Origin of the sequence: Yoonia sp., from assembly GCF_965660735.1 — a bacterium.
Lineage (GTDB): Bacteria > Pseudomonadota > Alphaproteobacteria > Rhodobacterales > Rhodobacteraceae > Yoonia.
Genome location: NZ_CBFIBD010000006.1, coordinates 15,603 through 32,535, shown reverse-complemented (window position 1 = coordinate 32,535; position 16,933 = coordinate 15,603). Strand labels below are relative to the sequence as shown.

18 protein-coding genes are annotated in these 16,933 nt (G+C 59.6%); 6 read left to right on the top strand and 12 right to left on the bottom strand.

Annotated elements, in window-relative coordinates:
- Nucleotides 1-78: 78 nt before the first annotated feature.
- Nucleotides 79-681, top strand: a complete 603-nt coding sequence (locus tag ACTG4B_RS04445) for a TetR family transcriptional regulator C-terminal domain-containing protein (RefSeq protein WP_439154480.1) — start codon at nucleotides 79-81, stop codon at nucleotides 679-681.
- A 3-nt stretch (nucleotides 682-684) separates the two neighbouring features.
- Here ACTG4B_RS04445 and preA read toward each other — a convergent pair whose 3' ends face one another.
- The 4 genes from preA to araD all read right to left on the bottom strand — a co-directional run bounded on the left by preA (nucleotide 685) and on the right by araD (nucleotide 6,154).
- A complete protein-coding gene (gene preA / locus ACTG4B_RS04440; protein ID WP_439154479.1) occupies nucleotides 685-1,989 on the bottom strand; it encodes an NAD-dependent dihydropyrimidine dehydrogenase subunit PreA in 1,305 nt (434 codons plus the stop codon).
- A gap of 1 nt (nucleotide 1,990) precedes the next feature.
- On the bottom strand, nucleotides 1,991-3,325 hold the full coding sequence (locus ACTG4B_RS04435; RefSeq protein ID WP_439154478.1) for an NAD(P)-dependent oxidoreductase: 1,335 nt from the start codon (nucleotides 3,323-3,325) through the stop codon (nucleotides 1,991-1,993).
- Nucleotides 3,326-3,488: 163 nt separating this feature from the next.
- Nucleotides 3,489-4,400 (bottom strand): Gfo/Idh/MocA family protein, encoded by a 912-nt coding sequence (locus ACTG4B_RS04430; protein ID WP_439154477.1) that lies wholly within the window; start codon nucleotides 4,398-4,400, stop codon nucleotides 3,489-3,491.
- Entirely contained in the window at nucleotides 4,400-6,154 is a 1,755-nt protein-coding gene (araD, locus tag ACTG4B_RS04425) for an L-arabinonate dehydratase (protein WP_439154476.1), read from the bottom strand. Before araD ends, ACTG4B_RS04430 begins: the two co-directional genes overlap by 1 nt.
- Nucleotides 6,155-6,234: 80 nt before the next feature.
- On the opposite strand from araD, the gene ACTG4B_RS04420 reads away from it, so the two are divergent.
- Both ACTG4B_RS04420 and ACTG4B_RS04415 read left to right on the top strand, forming a co-directional pair.
- Nucleotides 6,235-6,978, top strand: coding sequence for a class II aldolase and adducin N-terminal domain-containing protein (locus ACTG4B_RS04420; RefSeq protein ID WP_439154475.1), 744 nt, complete (start codon nucleotides 6,235-6,237; stop codon nucleotides 6,976-6,978).
- A 105-nt stretch (nucleotides 6,979-7,083) separates the two neighbouring features.
- Nucleotides 7,084-7,944: an SDR family oxidoreductase gene (locus ACTG4B_RS04415; protein WP_439154474.1), complete on the top strand. Its 861-nt coding sequence runs from the start codon at nucleotides 7,084-7,086 to the stop codon at nucleotides 7,942-7,944.
- Here ACTG4B_RS04415 and ACTG4B_RS04410 read toward each other — a convergent pair.
- Nucleotides 7,910-8,569 carry a hypothetical protein gene (locus tag ACTG4B_RS04410; protein WP_439154473.1) on the bottom strand — a complete coding sequence of 220 codons (660 nt, stop codon included), beginning with the start codon at nucleotides 8,567-8,569 and terminating at the stop codon, nucleotides 7,910-7,912. The genes ACTG4B_RS04415 and ACTG4B_RS04410 overlap by 35 nt on opposite strands.
- A 131-nt stretch (nucleotides 8,570-8,700) precedes the next feature.
- On the opposite strand from ACTG4B_RS04410, the gene ACTG4B_RS04405 reads away from it, so the two are divergent.
- On the top strand, nucleotides 8,701-9,486 hold the full coding sequence (locus ACTG4B_RS04405) for an ion transporter (RefSeq protein ID WP_439154472.1): 786 nt from the start codon (nucleotides 8,701-8,703) through the stop codon (nucleotides 9,484-9,486).
- On the opposite strand, the gene dxs is transcribed toward ACTG4B_RS04405, so the two are convergent.
- The 6 genes from dxs to ACTG4B_RS04375 all read right to left on the bottom strand — a co-directional run bounded on the left by dxs (nucleotide 9,483) and on the right by ACTG4B_RS04375 (nucleotide 14,752).
- On the bottom strand, nucleotides 9,483-11,399 hold the full coding sequence (gene dxs, locus ACTG4B_RS04400; RefSeq protein ID WP_439154471.1) for a 1-deoxy-D-xylulose-5-phosphate synthase: 1,917 nt from the start codon (nucleotides 11,397-11,399) through the stop codon (nucleotides 9,483-9,485). The two genes, ACTG4B_RS04405 and dxs, sit on opposite strands and share 4 nt — an antisense overlap.
- Nucleotides 11,400-11,410: 11 nt before the next feature.
- On the bottom strand, nucleotides 11,411-12,298 hold the full coding sequence (locus tag ACTG4B_RS04395) for a polyprenyl synthetase family protein (protein ID WP_439154470.1): 888 nt from the start codon (nucleotides 12,296-12,298) through the stop codon (nucleotides 11,411-11,413).
- Nucleotides 12,291-12,524: an exodeoxyribonuclease VII small subunit gene (locus tag ACTG4B_RS04390; RefSeq protein ID WP_439154469.1), complete on the bottom strand. Its 234-nt coding sequence runs from the start codon at nucleotides 12,522-12,524 to the stop codon at nucleotides 12,291-12,293. Before ACTG4B_RS04390 ends, ACTG4B_RS04395 begins: the two co-directional genes overlap by 8 nt.
- Entirely contained in the window at nucleotides 12,521-13,444 is a 924-nt protein-coding gene (locus ACTG4B_RS04385; RefSeq protein WP_439154532.1) for a histone deacetylase family protein, read from the bottom strand. Before ACTG4B_RS04385 ends, ACTG4B_RS04390 begins: the two co-directional genes overlap by 4 nt.
- Nucleotides 13,445-13,547: 103 nt before the next feature.
- Nucleotides 13,548-14,249, bottom strand: coding sequence for a response regulator (locus ACTG4B_RS04380; protein WP_439154468.1), 702 nt, complete (start codon nucleotides 14,247-14,249; stop codon nucleotides 13,548-13,550).
- The gene (locus ACTG4B_RS04375) at nucleotides 14,246-14,752 is read right to left on the bottom strand and encodes a MarR family winged helix-turn-helix transcriptional regulator (RefSeq protein WP_439154467.1); all 507 of its coding nucleotides are present in this window, start codon (nucleotides 14,750-14,752) and stop codon (nucleotides 14,246-14,248) included. The genes ACTG4B_RS04380 and ACTG4B_RS04375 overlap by 4 nt, the downstream gene beginning before the upstream one ends.
- 145 nt (nucleotides 14,753-14,897) lie before the next feature.
- Here ACTG4B_RS04375 and ACTG4B_RS04370 point away from each other — a divergent pair, with 145 nt between their 5' ends.
- On the top strand, nucleotides 14,898-15,767 hold the full coding sequence (locus ACTG4B_RS04370; RefSeq protein WP_439154531.1) for a branched-chain amino acid aminotransferase: 870 nt from the start codon (nucleotides 14,898-14,900) through the stop codon (nucleotides 15,765-15,767).
- 40 nt (nucleotides 15,768-15,807) lie between these two features.
- On the opposite strand, the gene ACTG4B_RS04365 is transcribed toward ACTG4B_RS04370, so the two are convergent.
- Nucleotides 15,808-15,984 carry a hypothetical protein gene (locus ACTG4B_RS04365; protein WP_439154466.1) on the bottom strand — a complete coding sequence of 59 codons (177 nt, stop codon included), beginning with the start codon at nucleotides 15,982-15,984 and terminating at the stop codon, nucleotides 15,808-15,810.
- 198 nt (nucleotides 15,985-16,182) lie between these two features.
- On the opposite strand from ACTG4B_RS04365, the gene ACTG4B_RS04360 reads away from it, so the two are divergent.
- Nucleotides 16,183-16,809: a hypothetical protein gene (locus ACTG4B_RS04360; protein ID WP_439154465.1), complete on the top strand. Its 627-nt coding sequence runs from the start codon at nucleotides 16,183-16,185 to the stop codon at nucleotides 16,807-16,809.
- Nucleotides 16,810-16,933: the final 124 nt, after the last annotated feature.

Genomic DNA, 16,933 nt, shown 5'->3' with positions numbered 1-16,933 from the left:
TTCAGGCGATTGCCTGCGATAGGAACAACATGCACAAGGAACATACCTGTCCGCCCGGAAATTGAGCAAGGGATCAGAATGAAAAAACCGCAAACCCGGATCCAGAAACGCAATCAGGCCGCGATCCTGTCGGCGGGCCTTGATGTCTTTTCAAAATATGGGTTTCGGGGGTCCACCCTTGACCAGATCGCCGAGACGGCCGGGCTGTCAAAGCCCAATCTGCTCTATTATTTCCCATCAAAAGAGGCGATCCACACCACCCTACTGGAACGGCTGTTGGACACATGGCTCGACCCTCTCAAGGCGCTGGACGGAGCAGGCGACCCGGTGCAGGAAATCATGGATTACGCCCGGCGCAAACTGGCTCTTAGCCGCGATTTCCCGCGTGAAAGCAGGCTGTTTGCGAATGAAATCTTGCAGGGCGCACCCCGAATCGAATCCATCCTGCAAAATGACCTTAAGGCCCTGGTCGATGAAAAGGCCGCTATCATTCAAGGCTGGGCTGATGCCGGAAAGATTGCCCCGATTGATCCGCATCACCTGATCTTTTCGATCTGGGCGCTGACCCAGCATTATGCCGATTTCGATGTGCAGGTGCGGGCCGTGCTGGGCGACAAGCCGCCCTACGACGGGGCGGCCGTTTTTCTTGAACAGCTTTATGCCAAGCTGCTGACGCCCTAGGGGTCATTCGGCGGCAACGGCACCCGGATTGTTGGGGTGGGTTGTCCAGTTGGCGTATTCCTTTTGCACCACCTTGCCGGTGCGCGGGTCCACTGTGCCGGGTTCCATTGCTTCCATCGTGATGCAGTTTTCGACCGGGCAGACATCGACACACAGGTTGCAGGCGACACATTCCGCGTCGATCACACTAAACGTGCGATCCTCGGACATGGCTATCGCCTGATGGCTGGTGTCTTCGCAGGCGGCATAGCAGCGGCCGCATTTGATGCAATCATCCTGATTGATCTTTGCCTTTGCCACATAATTCAGGTTCAGATACTGCCAGTCGGTCACATTGGGCACGGCACGGCCCACAACCTCTTCCACAGATGAATAGCCTTTTTCATCCATCCATTGTGACAGACCGCTGATCATTTCCTGCACAATCTTGAAACCATAGGTCATCGCCGCCGTGCAGACCTGCACATTGCCGCAGCCAAGGCTGATGAATTCCGCCGCATCGCGCCACGTGGTCACGCCGCCGATCCCGCTGATCGGCAGGCCGTGCGTTTCGGGGTTGCGCGCGATTTCCGACACCATCGACATTGCAATGGGTTTCACCGCCGGGCCGCAATAGCCGCCGTGCGACCCCTTGCCGTCAATCGACGGTTCGGGCGACATCGTATCAAGGTTCACGGATGTGATCGAATTGATCGTGTTGATCAGGCTGACCGCATCGGCCCCACCCCGCATCGCCGCCGCCGCAGGCTTGCGGACGTCGGTGATATTGGGCGTCAGTTTCACAATTACCGGCTTGTCGTAATACTGCTTGCACCAGCGGGTGACCATTTCGATATATTCCGGCACCTGCCCAACGGCGGCGCCCATCCCCCGTTCGGACATGCCATGCGGGCAGCCGAAATTCAACTCGATCCCGTCCGCGCCAGTGGCGGCGACACGGGGCAGGATATCTTTCCAAGCCTGTTCTTCGCAGGGCACCATGATGCTAACGATCATCGCGCGGTCAGGGTAGTCTGCCTTGACCCGTGTGATTTCTTCCAGGTTCACTTCCAAAGGCCGGTCCGTGATCAACTCGATGTTGTTCAGCCCCAACAGCCGCCGGTCCGCGCCATAGATCGCGCCATAGCGCGGGCCGTTGACGTTGACGACAGGCGGGCCTTCGGACCCCAGCGTTTTCCAGACGACGCCACCCCAACCGGCCTCGAACGCGCGGCGCACGTTGTATTCCTTGTCAGTCGGCGGGGCAGAGGCCAGCCAGAACGGGTTGGGGGATGTGATACCCAGAAAATTGGTTGTCAGATCGGCCATTTTAGTTGCTCCCCATCAAGGTTGCGTGAATATCCATTGCCGCATCGCGCCCTTCGGCCACGGCTGTGACTGTCAGGTCATCACCACCGCTGGCGCAATCGCCCCCGGCCCAGACGCCGGCACGGCTCGTGCGGCCCGCGCCTGTCACGGCGATCTTGCGCCCCTCCAGCGTCAGCCCGGCGTCAGTCTCTAAGGTTTGCCCGATCGCCTTGAACACCTGATCGGCGGCCAGCCGGATGGTTTCACCGGTGCCTTTCAGGCCCGTGCCGTCGTCGGCCGTATATTCAAGCTCAACCTCGCGTACGGCCCCATTGCCATGGATGGCGACAGGCTGCACGTTGAACATCAGCCGCACGCCTTTGGACGCGGCAAGATCCTGTTCATAGCGGCTTGCGCTCATCGCGTCGCGGCCACGGCGATAGGCGATGGTGACGTTTTGCGCGCCCAGCAGTTTGGATTGCACCGCCGCATCCACCGCCGTCATCCCGCCGCCGATCACGACAACGTCGCGGCCCACGGGCAGGTGCGTAAGGTCAGGCGATTGGCGCAGGGTTGCGATGAAATCGACCGCATCAGTGACGCTGTCCTTGTTTTCGCCCGGCGCGCGCAGTGCGTTCACGCCGCCCAGACCGACGGCCAGAAACACCGCATCATGGTCACCGGTCAGCGCATCAAGCGTCAGGTCCGTGCCCAACCGTTTGCCGGTCTGCAATGTGATCCCACCGATGCCCAGCAGCCAATCGACCTCGCGTGCGGCGAAATCATCGGTGGCCTTGTAGGCTGCGATGCCAAATTCATTTAGTCCACCAGGCTTTGTCCGGCCATCATAAAGTGTCACGTCATGCCCCTGCATCGCCAAGCGGTGCGCACAGGCAAGGCCGGCAGGCCCCGCACCCACCACGGCCACGGTTTTGCCGGTCGCATCGGCGCGGGTGTAAGGGTGGCTTTGTTTCGCCATCAGCGCATCGGTCGCATGCCGCTGCAATCGCCCGATTTCCACCGGTTTGCCCTCGGCCGCCTCGCGGACGCAGGCCTGTTCGCACAGATCCTCTGTCGGGCAGACGCGGGCGCACATGCCGCCAAGGATGTTCTGATCAAAGATGGTCTTCGCCGCCGCCTCTGGCGTGCCGGTGCTGATCTGACGAATGAACAGCGGGATGTCGATGCCCGTCGGGCAGGCCGTGACGCAGGGCGCATCATGGCAGAAGTAACACCGATCCGCAGCGACCGCCGCCTCATGGGGGGCATAGGGGGCGTGCAGATCGTCAAAGTTCGTCGCGATTTCTTCACCGGGCAAACGGCCAGCGGCGATACCGGGGGTCATGGGTGTGGACATGGCTGCTTCCTGTCGTGGCTTGTCACGAACAGCCTGCCACAGTTTTATTTTTTATCAAATGGTAAATTTTTGGCAGTTTACAAAAACACCCACCGCGCCTGATTTACAGGCTGTTCCTGCCTCCGGCGGGGATATTTTTACTCTGAAGAAACAATGCGTTATATCAAAATTCGAACGGGTCCACCGTGATCCGCTTACCCAGTGTCATTGCATCGGCCACATGGATCATCGGGGCCAGATCCACGTCGGATGCCCCCGTTTTGATCAGTTCCGCCATGCGGTCATACAGCGCGGGATATTCCCGATCAGGCCCGGCATCCTGTTCGACACCATCAATCAACAATCGCGCGCCACCGTCATGCAGCGTCAGCGTGCCTGCCGTAGTCTCGACACGAATATCCCAGCTTTGCGGGCCTTCCTGCCGCCAATCGAAATCGCCAGTGAAATTGCCCGTCCACTGCAATTGCGCGGCAATCGGCGTGTCGCGATTGCTGGGAAATTGCAGGGTTGCACCTGTCAGATGCACAGGCAGCGGCATAATCTCTGTCATGATCGACAAGGCATTACTGCCCGGATCGAACACGCCCATACCGCCGGGCGCGAACACCCAGTCCTGCCCCGGATGCCAGCGCCGCACGTCTTCCTTCCAGTTGATATGCCCGCCGGTGATCGTCTTGTCCGCCAGCCAAGCCTTGGCCGGGGCCACGCCCTTGGCCATCCGGCTGTGCCATGTGGCAAACAGCGTCACACCCGCCGCCTGCGCCATGGCATGCAACGTCTGCACCTCGGCCAATGTGGCGCCCGGGGGTTTTTCCAGCATTACATGCTGGCCGGCTGCAATCGCCTTGGCCGCATAATCAAAACGCGGCACAGGCGGAAGGCACAAGGACACCACGGGGATATCGGCGCGTGCCGCCAACATCCTTTCAAAATCATCAAAGGCCGGCACGCCGTCCACGGTGCCAGAGCGGCTGACAGTTGCGGCAAGGATCCAGTCGGGGCTGGCGTTGATGGCTGGCACATGTTGATCCACTGCGATCTTGCCGATCCCCACAAGGCAAATTGGCGTTGTCATCAATGCGCCTCTTTTCCCACGGCATTACCGCGACAGCCGATCAGGAAATCGAAATCGGCGCCGGTGTCGGCACCGGTCACCCGGTCGTGGTAGAGTTGGGCATAGCCGCTGGCAGGGCGCGGATTTGCACCGGATTTTTCGGCGGACCAATCGGCCAGACGCGCCGCCAGCTCTGCATCCGGAATATCCAGATGCAGACGCCGTTCGGCCACATCCAGTTCGATCATGTCGCCCGTGCGCACCACCGCAAGCGGGCCGCCGACCGCCGCCTCGGGCGCTGTATGCAGCACCACGGTGCCGAATGCCGTGCCGGACATGCGCGCATCGGAAATCCGCACCATATCGGTGATCCCTTTCTTCAGGATCTTCGGCGGGAGTCCCATATTGCCAACCTCGGCCATGCCGGGATAACCGCGCGGACCACAGTTTTTCAGGACCATCACGCAGGTCTCGTCGATATCCAGCGCATCATCGTTGATCCGCGCCTTGTAGTCGTCGATATCCTCGAACACCACCGCTCGCCCACGATGCGTCATCAGCGCGGGCGTCGCAGCGGATGGTTTCAGCACTGCACCATTAGGCGCCAGATTGCCGCGCAACACGGCCACGCCACCCGATTGCGTCAGCGCCTTTTCCACTGGCAGGATCACATCCTCGTTCCAGTTCTGCACATCCTTGACTTCGTCCCAGATACCCTGCCCCGATACGGTCAGCGCATCCTTGTGCAGCATCCCGGCTTCGCCCAGCCGCTTGATGACGACCGGCAGGCCGCCGGCATAGAAAAACTCCTCCATCAGGTATTTGCCCGATGGCATCAGGTTGACGATTGTCGGCACATCGCGCCCGCACCGGTCCCAGTCATCAAGCGTCAGATCAACGTCGCAGCGGCCCGCCATGGCCAGCAAATGAACCACTGCATTGGTAGACCCGCCAATCGCGCCATTCGTGCGGATCGCGTTTTCGAACGCCCGCTTGGTCATGATATCGGATGGTTTAAGATCGTCCTTGACCATATCGACGATCCGGCGGCCCGTCACATGGGCCATCACCCGGCGGCGGCTGTCCACGGCCGGGATCGCGGCGTTGCCTGACAGCGCCATGCCCAATGCCTCTGCCATCGACGCCATCGTGCTGGCGGTGCCCATCGTGTTGCATGACCCCGCCGAACGCGACATCGACGCCTCTGCCTCGACAAATTCCTCGGCCGACATTTCACCCGCACGCACAGCTTCCGAGAATTTCCAAAGATGCGTGCCGGACCCGACCCGTTCACCCTTGAAGTGACCGTTCAGCATCGGCCCGCCCGACACCATGATCGCGGGCAGATCGACCGACGCCGCCCCCATCAACAAAGCCGGAGTGGTCTTGTCGCAGCCGGCCAGCAACACCACACCGTCGATACATTTCGCGCGGATCGCTTCCTCCACATCCATGGCGCAAAGATTGCGATACATCATCGCCGTCGGGCGGATCGTGCTTTCGGACGGGCTGAACACCGGAAATTCCACCGGAAAGCCACCAGCTTCGTAGACGCCGAACTTCACGCGCTCTGCCAGATCGCGTAGATGCGCGTTGCAAGGGGTCAGTTCGGACCACGTGTTGCAGATGCCAATCACCGGCCGGCCATCCAGCAGGTCGGCGGGCAAGCCCTGGTTCTTCATCCATGACCGGTGATAGATCGCATCCTTGGACGTGCCGCCGAACCATTCCTGTGACCTCAACTTGCGGGGCCATGTGGCGGGTTTGAAGGTCATCGGTCATTTCCCTTTTGCTGATGTTGGCGCTATCATCTCAGGTCTGTATCAAACAGGCAAACCGAATGCGAGGGGACACCATGCAACACGGCAATCTCAGCCACTGGAACGAACGCGTTGATCTGGCTGCCGCCTTTCGCTGGACGGCACGGCTGAACATGCACGAATCCGTCGCCAATCATTTCAGCTTGGCGATCAATGATGATGGCACGCGGTTCCTGATGAACCCCAACCAGATGCACTTCAGCCGGATCAAGGCCAGCGACCTGATCGTGGTCGATGCAAACGACCCTGAAACCCTGCAAGGGCCGGACGCACCCGATCCCACCGCATGGGGGCTGCATGGCGGCATCCACAGGCATGTTCCGCACGCCCGCTGCGCGATGCATGTCCATTCGATCTTTGCTACCGTGCTGGCATCGCTGGCCGACAGTAACCTGCCCCCGATCGACCAGAACTGCTGCACCTTTTTCAACCGCTATGTCATCGACGATGGCTATGGCGGGCTGGCGTTCGAGGACGAAGGCGCACGGTGCGCCGCCCTTTTCACCGACCCCGCGAAACGTGTGATGATCATGGGCAACCATGGTGTGCTTGTCATTGGCGATACCATCGCGGACACATTCAACCGGATGTATTATTTCGAACGCGCCGCCGAAACGTATATCCGCGCGCTGCAAACCGGCCAGCCCTTGCGCGTGCTTCCCGACGATATCGCAGAAAAAACCGCGCAAGAACTCGAAAGCTACCCTGAACAGGATGCGCGACATCTGGCCGAACTCAAGACGATCCTGGACAGCGAAGGTTCAGACTATGCAGCTTGATCCCGCCTTCTTCTGTTGAAAAGTACCTCCGCCGGAGGCTTCCGCCCCATCATCTGCACACCACCCGCTTGAAGTCTGGGCAAGACTGCGCCACCTAATACATCAATGACAAATACCCTTCTCTCCTTCGGCCACGGTTATAGCGCCCGCGCCCTGTCCCGCATCCTGCTGCCGCAGGACTGGCGCGTCATCGGCACGACACGGTCCGACGATAAGGCGACGCGCCTGATGAACGAAGGGGTCGAACCGCGCATCTGGCCGGGGGCCAATATGTCCCCCGCGCTGGATACAGCGACGCATCTTCTGATTTCGGCCGCACCCGACGATGACGGCGACCCGGTGCTGGCCGCGCTGCACGATGAGATCGCCTCCCGCGCCGGACAGTTCGCATGGGTCGGCTACCTGTCTACAACCGGCGTCTACGGCGATCATGGCGGCGACTGGGTGGATGAAACCACCCCGCTGACACCGTCAACCAAGCGCGGGCAGGCACGTGTCGCGGCAGAGGCCGCATGGGCCGCAATCCCTGACCTGCCGCTACATATATTCCGGCTGGCAGGGATTTACGGCCCGGGGCGTGGTCCCTTTGCAAAGGTCCGGCAAGGCACCGCAAAGCGGATCATCAAGGACGGCCAGGTGTTCAGCCGCACCCATGTGGCCGATATTGCACGCGTGCTGTCTGCATCCATCGCGCGCCCCAACCCCGGTTCGGCCTACAATGTCTGTGACGATGATCCAGCCCCGCCGCAGGATGTCATCGCCTATGCCGCCGAACTGCTGGGCCTGCCGATCCCGCCTGCAGTGGATTTCGAAACCGCTGAAATGTCACCAATGGCCCGCAGTTTTTACGCCGAAAGCAAAAAGGTGCGCAATGACCGCATCAAGGATGAACTGGATGTGGACCTTCTATACCCCGACTACCGCAGCGGGCTTAAATCCCTGCTGGCACAGGAAATCGGCGCCTGACGGCCCAGGCGATACCGGAAAAGAGAAATAGCAACAAAATCCCTGTCACAAGGTTGGATGCGTAAAATACAGCGCGATCAGCCCAGTCCAGATTGTTCAGAAACCGGTAAGGCAGGCCCGATGTGACAGTGCCTGCGGGCGATCCGTTCATCGGCCCGACCACCAGTTCCGCCCAGGCCACATAGACCGCGATCACCCCGACCAACCATGCCAGCGCCCCATCCAGGCGCCGATAGCTGCGGTGGATAAACACACTGTCGATCCATTGCAGCAAAGGGCCGAACAAATGCAGATAAAGTTCCAGATGCCACGCCGCCAGTTCCCCGTCAGGGGTGACCGAGGTGGGGTCGGCGAAATAGAGCCGCCAATACAAAAAGACCACCATTGTATTGATCACGGCGGTCATGCTGACGAACCCATCCCAGCGGCGGTCACTGCGCCCTTCCATCAGGGCCATCATGCGGCTGGCGCAAAAGAAGGATGCGAACAGCGCCCAGATCGTCAGAAACCGGAACGGGCCGCCGAAACTGTCGAACCCGCCATAGATGATCGTGCGCAGGCAATATCCTGCGGCCAGCAGAAACACGACCCAGCGGTAGATCAAGACAGGTTTTCCAGTCATCATTCGCATATTCATGCAGCATAGCATGCATCGGTTCGGCCAGGCAGGTAAAGAACAAGGTTACCCCGGCAACTCCTCTTGCCGACACGCGGTAAACGCCTCATATCGCAGGGATGGAAATGCAGGGCAAAAACATGACACTTCGCCAGAAAACCAACCGGTTCCTCGAAACGGCATGGACCCGCAATTTCATCATCGTGGTCATCATCTTCAATGCGATCATTCTTGGCATGGAAACGTCGCAAGGCATCATGTCGATCGCTGGTGACCTGATCATTTTTCTTGACCAGCTATGCCTTGCGATTTTCGTGGCCGAACTGGCGGCCAAGATGTTCGCACAGCGCGGGCAGTTTTTCCGGCGTGGCTGGAACCTGTTCGATTTCGTGATTGTGGGCGTCGCTTTGATCCCCGGCAATGGCGGGCTTTCGGTGTTGCGGGCGCTCCGGATTCTGCGGGTGTTGCGTGTCATATCGGTGGTGCCGACCCTGCGCCGCGTTGTCGAAGGGTTCATCACCGCGCTGCCCGGCATGGGATCGGTATTCCTGTTGATGGGGATCGTGTTCTACATCGGCGCGGTCATGGCGACCAAACTGTTCGGCACCAGCTTTCCTGACTGGTTCGGCACGCTGGGCCGGTCCGGCTATACCCTGTTCCAGATCATGACGCTGGAAAGCTGGTCCATGGGCATCGTCCGCCCGGTGATGGAAGTATACCCCTACGCTTGGGTCTTTTTCGTGCCTTTCATCATGGTCACGACATTTGCGGTCGTAAACCTGCTGGTCGGTCTGATCGTCAATTCGATGCAAGATGCCCATGCCGCAGAAAGCAATGTTGCCACGGATGCCTACCGCGACGAGGTGCTGGCGAAACTGGTCGCCATCGAAAAGCAGTTGGAAAGCATCTCGCAAAAGCGGCCTTAGGCTGTCTTTGTGCCTAGTTGCGCCACACCCAATACTTCCAGAACCTTGGACACGATATCTTCGGCGTTCAGCCCGGCGGTGTCATACATCGCCTTTGGGCTGGCCTGATCGATAAACGTATCCGGCAGGACCATCGAGCGGAATTTCAGGCCGTGATCGAAAACACCTTCTTCTGCCAAAAGTTGCGCAACATGTGACCCGAAGCCACCAACAGCGCCCTCTTCGATGCAAATCAGCGCCTCGTGATCGGCCGCAAGCCGCAAGATCATGTCGCGGTCGAGCGGCTTGGCAAACCGGGCATCGGCCACAGTCGGCCTGATCCCCTTGGCCTCAAGCGTTTCGCAGGCACGCGTTACCTCGGCCAGGCGGGTGCCGAATGACAGGATCGCAACACGCGACCCCTCGCGGATCATCCGCCCCTTACCGATTTCGAGAGGTTGCGCATCTTCGGGAATCTCCACGCCAACGCCCTCGCCACGTGGGAAACGGAACGCGATCGGCCCTTCGTCATGGGCGGCTGCGGTCGCGACCATGCGCACCAGTTCGGCCTCGTCCGCGGCGGCCATCACGACAAATCCAGGAAGGTTTGCCAGAAAGGCCACATCAAACGATCCTGCATGCGTCGCGCCATCAGCGCCCACCAGCCCCGCACGGTCAATCGCGAAACGCACCGGCAGGCGCTGGATCGCCACATCATGTACCACCTGATCATAGCCGCGTTGTAGAAAGGTCGAATAGAGCGCGCAGAACGGTTTCAGCCCGCCCGCCGCCATGCCCGCGCTGAACGTCACCGCATGCTGTTCCGCGATACCGACGTCGAAACACCGGCTGGCATAGCGCGCCATGAATTTGTCCAATCCTGTGCCATCGGGCATCGCCGCCGTTACCGCCACGATTTTCGGATCATCCGCGGCATGTTTGATCAGCGCCTCGGCAAAGACGGATGTATATGAAGGCGCATTGCTGGGCGTTTTCTTCTGTTTACCGGTGACAACATCGAACCTGGCGGTCGCATGGCCCTTGTCGCGCGCGCCCTCGGCAGGGCCAAAGCCCTTGCCCTTTTTCGTGATCGCGTGGATCAGGATCGGGCCATCGGCGCGGGCCTTGACGGTGCGCAACACAGACAGCAACTGGTCCATGTCATGTCCGTCAATCGGCCCGACATAGGAAAAGCCCAATTCCTCGAACAATGTTCCGCCCACGGTCATATGCTTGAGCATATCCTTGGCGCGCTTGGCCCCTTCGCGAAACGGCGGCGGCAAGAGAGATACCGCGCCCTTTGCGGCCGCCTTGAATTCCTGAAATGGTTCGCCTGCATACAGCCGTGACAGATAGGCTGACATCGCGCCGGTGGGCGGGGCGATCGACATTTCATTGTCGTTCAGGATCACGATCAGCCGCTTGCCCAGATGACCGGCGTTGTTCATCGCCTCATAGGCCATGCCCGCCGACATCGCGCCATCACCAATCACGGCAATCGCATCGCCCCCCCCCGCGCCAAGGTCGCGTGCAACGGCAAAGCCGAGTGCGGCCGAAATCGACGTGCTGGAATGGGCCGCGCCGAACGGGTCATAGGGGCTTTCGGACCGTTTGGTGAACCCGCTCAACCCGCCTTCCATTCGCAGGGTGCGGATACGGTCACGTCGCCCGGTCAGAATCTTGTGCGGATAACACTGGTGCGACACATCCCAGATGATCTTGTCTTTGGGCGCATCGAACACGGCATGCAAGGCCACAGTCAGTTCGACAACGCCCAGACCCGCGCCCAAATGGCCGCCGGTTTCTGAAACGGCAGCAATCGTTTCGCTGCGCAGATCATCGGCCAGATGGCGCAGATCGCTATCCGACATCGTCTTCATGTCCGCAGGTGTCTGGACCCGGTCAAGGGTGGGTGTTTTGGATTGGTCCATCATCTGCGGCCTTCTTAATGTGTGCGCGCAATCACAAAGCGCGCGGCGTCTTTCAGTGTTTCAGCGTCCTCGCCGTAGACAGATAACGCATCACAGGCCCCTTGCACCAGTTCCGCTGCGCGACTTTTCGCCCCGCCAAGGCCCAGCAGTGACACGAACGTCGCCTTGCCGGCCGCCGCATCCTTGCCCACGGCCTTGCCGACAGCGTCGGCATCGCCCTCCACGTCAAGGACATCATCCCATATCTGAAAGGCCAGGCCCAGCATATCGGCGTAGGTCCTCAATGCCGGGGAATACTCTCCGGCAAGTTGCGGTCCGACTGTCGCGGCCCACGTAATCAACGCCCCTGTCTTGTCGGATTGCATGCGCGTTATCGCGTCAAGGTCAAGCGGCACTTCCGCGGTTTCAGCCGCGATATCTTTCATCTGGCCGCGCACCATCCAAAGCGACGCCGTCGCCAGCCCGCGCACCGCCTCTGCGCGGTGTGGACCCATCTTGTTGTGCAACATCAGGCGAAATGCATGGGTCTGCAATGCGTCGCCCGCCAGAACGGCAACCGCCTCGTTCCATTTTTTGTGAACCGTCGGGCGGCCGCGTCTCAGGTCATCATCATCCATGCAGGGCAGGTCGTCATGCACCAGCGAATAGGCGTGCATACACTCGATGGCCAATGCCGCATCAATCGCCACCTCATCGGATATCCCATGAAGCCGGCATCCCTCCAGCGCCAGAAAACCACGAAAGTGTTTGCCGCCTGTCAACGCATAGGAAATTGCATGCGTCAGGTCATCGTTGTGAATATTCCAGATACCACTTCGGCGCTTTTCAATCTTGCTGGCGGCATCCGTCAGCGCTTGCTGAAAACCTGACGGATTGCCCTGCTTGCCGTGACCGCTAACCATCAAGTGGCGCCGTGCCCTTTGGTTCGCCATTCTCACCCAGCGTGATCTTGGCGACCTTTTCTTCGGCCTCTTTCAGCTTGGCCTCGCAGCGGGCCTTTAACGCGGCACCCCGTTCATAAAGGGCGATACTTTCGTCAAGCGCCACATCGCCGCGCTCCAACTGGCCGACAACGGCCTCAAGCTCTTTGATGGCCTGTTCAAAGCTCATCTCGTTCACGTCGCTCATCGGCCTCTTTCCTCCAGAACGTTCACATGCGCTGCGGCAGCCGCGCCCAGCGCCTCAAGGTCATAGCCACCTTCAAGCGCCGACACAACGCGGCCCTGACAATGACGATCCGCCAGATCGCACAGTTTCTCAGTCACCCATGCAAAATCATCTGTCGTCAGGTTCATTCCAGCCAAAGGATCGGCCTGATGGGCGTCAAAGCCCGCGGAAATCAGCAGAAGCTGCGGCGCAAAATCATCGACGCGGGGCAGAACCATACGCGCCATCACATCGCGAAACGCCTGTGATCCGGTGCCTTCGGGCAGGGGCACGTTCAGCACATTGCCCACGCCCGTTTCATGCGCGGCCCCTGTGCCGGGATACAGCGGCGACTGGTGGGTCGAACAAAACAGGATGCGCGGATCATCCTCGACCAGATCCTGCGTGCCGTTGCCATGATGCACATCGAAATCGACGATCGCGACACGTTTCAGCCCGTGATGATCCAGCGCATGTTTCGCACCGATCGCGACATTGCCGAAAAAACAGAATCCCATCGCCGTCTCACGTTCTGCATGATGGCCGGGCGGACGGACGGCGGCAAAAGCATTGGCCGCCTCTCCCCCCAACACCATATCGACTGCACGCACCACGGCCCCAACAGCGCGAAACGTAGCCTGCAAGGTGCCCGGCGACATATGCGTGTCGGCATCCAGCGACCGCCACCCCGACGTTGGCGCAGCTGCGCGGATCGCATTCAGATGCGCCTTTGGATGACAGCGCAGGATATCGTCATCGGCGGCCAAAGGGGCCTTGACGCGCAATAAGTCCATCCCTTCCAGCGCGCCCAGAACCGCGCTTAGCCGCGCCACCTGTTCGGGGTGGCCCGACGGGGTGACATGATCAAGGCAATCGGAATGTGTGATCAATGCTGTTGTCATTTGCATAAGCAACCCAATTCAGGATGAAAGCGCAACCACCTTCTTCTGTTCCAAAATACCTCTGCCGGAGGCATGAAAGTCAAATATCCTGCCCTGTGCCGCCCTACTCCGGCGCCAGCATATACCCCGCACCACGCACCGTTTGCAGATAGCGGGGTTGCTTGGGGTCCACCTCGATCTTGCGGCGCAGACGGGTGATCTGGACGTCGACCGCACGTTCCTGGGTCTGTTCGCCCGAGCGGCTCAACTCCTCGACCAGCCGGGCGCGGGTCACAGGCTCGCCGGGGCAGCCTGAGAAAATCCGCATCAGGTGGCTTTCTGTCGCGGTCAGCCGGACCATTTGATCGCCCTGCCACATCTCGCCCCGGGCGATGTCATAGCGGACAGGGCCAAGGTTCAAAACCTTTGGCACAATCACCACCGGTTCGGCTGTCGGGACGCGGCGTAAAATGGCGTTAATGCGCAACAGCAATTCCTTGGGTTCGAACGGTTTGGACAGGTAATCATCCGCACCGGCCTCCAGCCCTGAAATCCGGTCACCGGTTTCGCCCTTGGCTGTCAGCAACATGATCGGCGTGGTGATCCGCTGGCGCAGGTCGCGGCATAGTGCGACACCATCTTCTCCCGGCATCATCACATCCAGCACGATCAGATCGAATTCCAGCCCCGACAGGATCCGCCGGGCATGTGCGGCATCGCGGGCAACACTGACCAGAAAGCCACTGCGCATCAGGAATTTCTGTAATAGGCCGCGAATACGTTCGTCATCATCAACGATCAAAAGATGGGCATCATCCGCGGTCATTCTGCTTTGTCCTTCATCGTCTCGTAATGGTGGCGCGCCTCGTCATCCATCATCGCCTCCAATACCTGCCGGAACCCGGCAACCGCTGTCGGACCGACGGCACGGTATGCGCTGCGCATCCGGTCCCGTTGGGCATTGGACAGTTCACGTTCCAACGCAGCCCCGGTCGCGGTAAGGTGCAAATGCCGTTCACGCTTGTCTTTCTTTCCCACGGTGCTGGCGACCAAACCGTCTTCGATCAAAGTGCGCAACACACGATTAAGCGATTGCTTTGTAACGCCAAGGATCGACAACAGGTTGTTGACCGTCGTGCCCGGGCTGCGATGGATGAAATGCAGCGCCCGGTGATGCGCCCGCCCGTAACCGTGTTCAACAAGAATTCGGTCAGGGTCGGCGGTAAATCCGCGATAGGCGAAAAACATCGCCTCGATTCCCTTGCGCAACTGCTCATCCGTCAGGAAAAGCAGGCTCTGACCCATCTGTGGCTGCAAGCCTTCCGCCATTGGGTTCTCCCCTCATTCCAAGCCTACAATACGTCAGCTTTATTGACATTCCAAGAATCAACTGTTAGCGATTTTACGATTATACGCAACATTATGTCCGTTTCGGACCTAGATGCGTAACAAATGCAAATTCACGGGGGAAGCGATGGCGGGTGCTTATGATGACAGGGACGGCAAGATCTGGATGGACGGCGCGCTGGTCGATTGGCGCAGCGCGAATGTCCACATCCTGACACATGCGATGCACTATGCGTCTTCGGTGTTCGAAGGCGAGCGGTGCTACAACGGCAAGATCTTCAAATCCCGCGAACATTCCGAACGGCTGATACGTTCCGGCAAGCTGATCGACTTCGACATTCCCTATACTGTCGATGAAATAGAAGCCGCCAAGATCGCAGCACTAGAGGCGAACGGCCTGAAAGACGCATATGTGCGCGCGCTTGCATGGCGCGGGTCCGGTGAAGACATGGGCGTTGCCGCAGCACGCAATCCCGTGCATCTGGCTGTCGCGGTCTGGGAATGGGGCAATTATTACGGCGATGCGAAAACGCGCGGCGCAAAACTCGACATCGCGAAATGGAAACGGCCCAGCCCGGAAACCGCGCCGTCACAGGCCAAGGCCGCGGGCCTTTACATGATCGCCACCATGTCCAAACATGCCGCCGAGGCGAAAGGCTGTTCAGACGCCATGATGTTCGACTATCGCGGCTATGTGGCCGAGGCGACGGGTGCCAACATCTTTTTCGTCAAGGACGGAGAGGTGCACACCCCGAAACCCGATGCATTCCTGAACGGGCTGACCCGGCAAACCGTGATCGACATGCTCAAGGCGCATCAAATAAAGGTCCACGAGCGGGTGATCATGCCCGAGGAACTTGAAGGTTTCCAGCAATGCTGGCTGACCGGCACGGCGGCCGAGGTGACACCCGTTGGCCAGATCGGCGACTATAATTTCGACGTCGGCCAGATGACGCAGGACATTTCTGCCGAATACGAAAAACTGGTCCGGTCCTGATCCCCCCGTCCCGCCCGGTCAACCGGGCGGGCCTTGCACCTCAACTCCGGGCGATCCGCAAAAAATTGGCGGCCCGCTGCGACGCAAGTCGTGTGCGCGGACGCCGCTGCAATTGCAGGCTGGCCTTGCAGGGCATCGCACGTCGCAGGACCGCGATCATGCGGCGCGGTGCCATATCGCGGGATGTGTTCGGCCGATCAAGAATATGTTTTCGCATCTTTTCCCTCCTTGCTGAGTCGCGATCATAGCATAAAAAAGTGGGATTTGCCGAAATTGGCGCTGAGCCGCCCCTAGATTGCCATAAATTGCTGATCTGGGTGTCATGGCGGTGAGTGTTGCTGTTATGCTGTTTTGATTTGGCAGCGTCACACGTCGCGTAAGTGTATGAGTAGACCGTTAACAAGTAACCATTCCCATGTTTGAACTGACTGCCGACGCAGCGCGCGTCACCCGAACCAATGCAGCGTCTGCGCTGGCACATTTGCTTCGCATTCTGAAATCTTCGCCTCAGGATCTTTGGCTCGACACGATTCGTCGTGCCAGCCCCGGCATCCATGACGCACTGATTTTCTGGATGCTGGAGCAGACGGAATGCGATTTCGCAATCGCCGTCCACGCATTCTATCTTATTGATCCATCACAATATCTGGATACCCCCAGACCGTTGCCGCAGCGTCCAAATCCCGGCCAGTACTTTGCCCAGGTGCTGATGAACTGGGACAAGGGGTATTACCGCATCCACAATCTGACGGTCGAGCAACAGGATGCCCACCCGCGGACTATTGCACGGCTAAATCAGAAATCCCTTGTCCGACCCAAGGGGACGCTGCCCTTTGTGATTCCAGACCGTTTTCTGAATCCGACAGGCGGCCAGCCGGCGACATTGCCCCATTACCTGTCGCCCGATGACGCGACACACCTATGGCCAATCTATGCCGCGCTGCAACTGCGCGTTCCCTCGCAACCGCCCGGGTTGCAACGCAAAATCGCCAAGGCACGGCAAGCAATCGAACGGCTTAGTTTCCGGTCCCGCAGGTCCTAGGGCGGCACCTCAGGATCCGGTGCCACCAGTCGCCTTGCGCTGCTGGGCGCGCTGCAACCCCAGCTGTCGTTCCCGCCAGATGATCAGCACGCCCGCGCTGATCACAATCGCGGCCCCCACCAGC

Bases quoted from the DNA above. Each gene is read 5' to 3' on its own strand.
- ACTG4B_RS04445 (WP_439154480.1), top strand. From the start codon at position 79: ATGAAAAAACCGCAAACCCGGATCCAGAAACGCAATCAGGCCGCGATC.
- preA (WP_439154479.1), bottom strand. From the start codon at position 1,989: ATGGCCGATCTGACAACCAATTTTCTGGGTATCACATCCCCCAACCCG.
- ACTG4B_RS04435 (WP_439154478.1), bottom strand. From the start codon at position 3,325: ATGTCCACACCCATGACCCCCGGTATCGCCGCTGGCCGTTTGCCCGGT.
- ACTG4B_RS04430 (WP_439154477.1), bottom strand. From the start codon at position 4,400: ATGACAACGCCAATTTGCCTTGTGGGGATCGGCAAGATCGCAGTGGAT.
- araD (WP_439154476.1), bottom strand. From the start codon at position 6,154: ATGACCTTCAAACCCGCCACATGGCCCCGCAAGTTGAGGTCACAGGAA.
- ACTG4B_RS04420 (WP_439154475.1), top strand. From the start codon at position 6,235: ATGCAACACGGCAATCTCAGCCACTGGAACGAACGCGTTGATCTGGCT.
- ACTG4B_RS04415 (WP_439154474.1), top strand. From the start codon at position 7,084: ATGACAAATACCCTTCTCTCCTTCGGCCACGGTTATAGCGCCCGCGCC.
- ACTG4B_RS04410 (WP_439154473.1), bottom strand. From the start codon at position 8,569: ATGATGACTGGAAAACCTGTCTTGATCTACCGCTGGGTCGTGTTTCTG.
- ACTG4B_RS04405 (WP_439154472.1), top strand. From the start codon at position 8,701: ATGACACTTCGCCAGAAAACCAACCGGTTCCTCGAAACGGCATGGACC.
- dxs (WP_439154471.1), bottom strand. From the start codon at position 11,399: ATGATGGACCAATCCAAAACACCCACCCTTGACCGGGTCCAGACACCT.
- ACTG4B_RS04395 (WP_439154470.1), bottom strand. From the start codon at position 12,298: ATGGTTAGCGGTCACGGCAAGCAGGGCAATCCGTCAGGTTTTCAGCAA.
- ACTG4B_RS04390 (WP_439154469.1), bottom strand. From the start codon at position 12,524: ATGAGCGACGTGAACGAGATGAGCTTTGAACAGGCCATCAAAGAGCTT.
- ACTG4B_RS04385 (WP_439154532.1), bottom strand. From the start codon at position 13,444: ATGACAACAGCATTGATCACACATTCCGATTGCCTTGATCATGTCACC.
- ACTG4B_RS04380 (WP_439154468.1), bottom strand. From the start codon at position 14,249: ATGACCGCGGATGATGCCCATCTTTTGATCGTTGATGATGACGAACGT.
- ACTG4B_RS04375 (WP_439154467.1), bottom strand. From the start codon at position 14,752: ATGGCGGAAGGCTTGCAGCCACAGATGGGTCAGAGCCTGCTTTTCCTG.
- ACTG4B_RS04370 (WP_439154531.1), top strand. From the start codon at position 14,898: ATGGCGGGTGCTTATGATGACAGGGACGGCAAGATCTGGATGGACGGC.
- ACTG4B_RS04365 (WP_439154466.1), bottom strand. From the start codon at position 15,984: ATGCGAAAACATATTCTTGATCGGCCGAACACATCCCGCGATATGGCA.
- ACTG4B_RS04360 (WP_439154465.1), top strand. From the start codon at position 16,183: ATGTTTGAACTGACTGCCGACGCAGCGCGCGTCACCCGAACCAATGCA.